Source organism: Vibrio aestuarianus (assembly GCF_012395185.1).
Taxonomy (GTDB): domain Bacteria; phylum Pseudomonadota; class Gammaproteobacteria; order Enterobacterales; family Vibrionaceae; genus Vibrio; species Vibrio aestuarianus.
In genome coordinates this window covers 1-2,888 of record NZ_JAAZTU010000080.1, presented here as the reverse complement: position 1 = coordinate 2,888, position 2,888 = coordinate 1, and the positions used below count along the sequence as shown (strand labels likewise).

Below are 2,888 nucleotides of genomic sequence, written 5' to 3'. Positions count from 1 at the left end.
TGCATAACAAAGCATTTAAGACGGATTCGCAACGCTTGGCGACTTTAGTGTAAATTCATTTTTTGTGTTTTAAGTGGTTTGTCGAGACATTGGTGTTTAGCGTCGCTCACCACTTAATGCGGCGTTATAGCGCAATGCACAAACAGATACAATGTGCCTGAAAAACAATATGAGAAAATAAAAATGAAAAAAATTATAGTGCTGTCTTTAGCTTCTCTTACATTAGTTGGTTGTGGGTCTCCCAGATACATGGGCACCTCTGTTCCTGAGACTAATATTAAGTCGGAAATAGTTGTTGTTAAAGATAATGAAACTCGCTCTGGGTTCCAAAATACAATTGAGTCTTGGCTACAAGAACATAACTATTCTTATGTTGTTGTGCCTGATAATTCTAAGCACGACCTGAACAAATTGACTCTTGAATATGAAGGTCACTGGGGGTGGGATCTGGCGTTATATTTGAAAAACGCGGAGATAACAGCTTATCAAGGTGGGCAAAGAGTTGGGGAAGTGAAATTTAAAGTTCCTTATACCGCTAATCCTAATAAATTTGGTGATGCAAGTAAGAGAATTGGTTTTATGATGGACACGCTTTTTGGCCAAATGACACCAGAACAAGCAACTCAAGCAGCAAACTCGTCGTCATCAACTACGCCAAACTAGCGCTATAACAATCTGTTTAAGAGTGATTCGCAACGCGTGGCATTTTTACTATGCGTTGCGTTTAGTGTTTAAGGTGGTATGCGGGAGCTTTGGTATTGCGTTGCTCACACCTTAACAGGGCGTTAGCTGGGGTTAAGAAAAACGGTGAATTTAGGGTGGAAAGGCTTTTAGTTTTCTAGCTACACACCGGATAAATCTTAGCTTCTCAACTATCTCGCCAGTGGCACTTTTCGGGAAGTGTTTGAACTTAACGAAGTCTGCTTACGGGACATGTTGTGTTTGTTAAGTTCGTTGGCGCGGTTTCTTTGCTGTCGAAATTCATGAATGCCTAAATTCGTTTCGTGTGCTCTGTCGTTGGCTTTTTCGATAGAATTCTTTGCAAATTACCATGCTCAAGAATGGTGATTAACTCGGCCATTTCTTCTTTGCCAGGCGCATTTCGTGGATTGGGTTTTAATTTCACAGCTGTCTGTTTTACTTTGCCGTTTGAAAGCCATAATGTGTTTCAAATTAGGCACTTTGGCGTAATTTGCTAACGAAAGTGCAGCAGCTAACTAGGCGTTTAAGACGGATTCCCAACGCTTGGGAGTTTCGGGTCTAGGTTGAGTTTTGTGTTTAAGGCACAATGGTTTAGGATTGTGGTCGCGTTGCTCACCACTTAACGCGGCGTTATGTAAAGCGGGTAAAATTGGCAGTATTCTGTTTTTGCGATCTCTTAAGCCATCGTTCCGTATCGTCGGCAAAATCTGCTCTTTCTGTCTCGATTCTTTGCTAATTTAGCCGTAAAACATGCCAAGATTCGTGAGTTGCCTCATTCAGCTGTAAAGTCGGTGCGAGGTTAGTTTTTCAGGTGTAAAGTGTGGAAAGTGCAAGGCAAACGAGAATCAGTGCTTTCTGATGGTTTCTTTCGTTGAATTTCCCTGGCTTAAAAGCATTTTTAGGCGCTGATAATCAGTATTCAGCGTTTGTTGCGGCTTGGTTTGTAACATTGCTGACTTCGCAAATTCGTGAACACGGTTGGGCTCTTTTTTTTGTCTATTTCTTCAGTAGTACAGGCTTGGTTTTTCGTGGTAACTTTGGTTTATGTGGTTGAATTTACATAACAAAGCATTTAAGACGGATTCGCAACGCTTGGTGTTTTTAGTGTAAATTCAGTTTTTGTGATTTAAGTGGTTTGTCGAGACATTGGTGTTTAGCGTCGCTCACCACTTAATGCGGCGTTAGTTTGCTAGAGGCTAGCGGTTAGCTAGCCCAAGTTCGCTCTTACATCCGAAATGGTAATAAAGAGTTTGTTTTCTGCCTCTTTGAACGCTTGGAATCCATAGCGCTCATAGAAGTATTTTGCTCCGTCTTTGGCGTCAACAATAACTACAGGGAATGCGACACTATCGCTGGCTGCCAGTAGCTTTCGGAGTGCATCGATAAGTAACCACTCGCCAAATCCTTTTCCTTTGTAGCGTTCATCTACAGCTAAGCGGGCAATCAAACCACCAGAGGTAGATGATTGGTGTTTTTTCTGTAGTTGGTCAGGTAATGCTTTTAAATCAATTGGTGTCATTGTTAGCGTGTAAAAGCCAATGATGTGCGAACTATCGTTATCATCTTCTAAAACGAAAGTTCGCGTGTTGTCTTTCTTTGCTTGTTGACTCGCCATTACTTTCAGATAGTTATTAAGAGCTTCAATGCCACAGTTGAATCGGTTTCTATCATGTTTTGCTTTTTCTAGAAGTACCGTATTCATGATTGAGTTTTGCTCTCGTAACGTTCAGAAGCTGCTTTCAATTTTGAGTTTATTGTCGCAGGACGGTCTAAAGCGTCCATAAGTAACATGGCATCTGCTTGGCTAAGTTTTAGTGCTTGCTCACGTTCAATGACTTGTTTTGCTTTTTCGATAGCAGCGCTTAGAACAAATGAGTTGATACTAGACATACCAGCAATTGCAGCTGCTTTTGTCAGTAAGTATTGTGTATCTACATCAACCCTAGCAGTGATGCGAGGCAAAGTAGTCGCCATAATGTGATTTCCTCTTGTGTCAAAATGTCACATGCGTATTATGGTCTTAAAATGAACAATAAGCAATTATTGTGTCACTTTGGCACGCAACTTAGTATCAAGTTTGAAGTGCGACACTTTCTACAGATGCGCATGAATATACTCCGTTGGTGTTCTATACCCAAGTCTTTTGCGTGGGCGCGTATTTAATTTGTGTGCAATTTCATTGCAGA

The 2,888-nt window shown here is 41.1% G+C and carries 5 protein-coding genes; 2 read left to right on the top strand and 3 right to left on the bottom strand.

Annotated elements, in window-relative coordinates:
* Nucleotides 1-183 precede the first annotated feature (183 nt).
* Complete coding sequence (locus HGG78_RS18550) at nucleotides 184-663, top strand: Sbal_3080 family lipoprotein (RefSeq protein WP_172533789.1); 480 nt, start codon at nucleotides 184-186, stop codon at nucleotides 661-663.
* 328 nt (nucleotides 664-991) lie between these two features.
* Here HGG78_RS18550 and HGG78_RS19230 read toward each other — a convergent pair whose 3' ends face one another.
* Complete coding sequence (locus tag HGG78_RS19230) at nucleotides 992-1,126, bottom strand: hypothetical protein (protein ID WP_255091423.1); 135 nt, start codon at nucleotides 1,124-1,126, stop codon at nucleotides 992-994.
* A gap of 447 nt (nucleotides 1,127-1,573) precedes the next feature.
* Here HGG78_RS19230 and HGG78_RS18540 point away from each other — a divergent pair, with 447 nt between their 5' ends.
* Nucleotides 1,574-1,756 carry a hypothetical protein gene (locus HGG78_RS18540; RefSeq protein WP_172533788.1) on the top strand — a complete coding sequence of 61 codons (183 nt, stop codon included), beginning with the start codon at nucleotides 1,574-1,576 and terminating at the stop codon, nucleotides 1,754-1,756.
* Nucleotides 1,757-1,909: 153 nt separating this feature from the next.
* On the opposite strand, the gene HGG78_RS18535 is transcribed toward HGG78_RS18540, so the two are convergent.
* Both HGG78_RS18535 and HGG78_RS18530 read right to left on the bottom strand, forming a co-directional pair.
* Nucleotides 1,910-2,407 carry a GNAT family N-acetyltransferase gene (locus HGG78_RS18535; protein ID WP_065431860.1) on the bottom strand — a complete coding sequence of 166 codons (498 nt, stop codon included), beginning with the start codon at nucleotides 2,405-2,407 and terminating at the stop codon, nucleotides 1,910-1,912.
* Nucleotides 2,401-2,676, bottom strand: coding sequence for a type II toxin-antitoxin system TacA family antitoxin (locus HGG78_RS18530; protein WP_172533787.1), 276 nt, complete (start codon nucleotides 2,674-2,676; stop codon nucleotides 2,401-2,403). Before HGG78_RS18530 ends, HGG78_RS18535 begins: the two co-directional genes overlap by 7 nt.
* Between the last annotated feature and the right edge of the window lie 212 nt (nucleotides 2,677-2,888).

Bases quoted from the DNA above. Each gene is read 5' to 3' on its own strand.
- HGG78_RS18550 (WP_172533789.1), top strand. From the start codon at position 184: ATGAAAAAAATTATAGTGCTGTCTTTAGCTTCTCTTACATTAGTTGGT.
- HGG78_RS18530 (WP_172533787.1), bottom strand. From the start codon at position 2,676: ATGGCGACTACTTTGCCTCGCATCACTGCTAGGGTTGATGTAGATACA.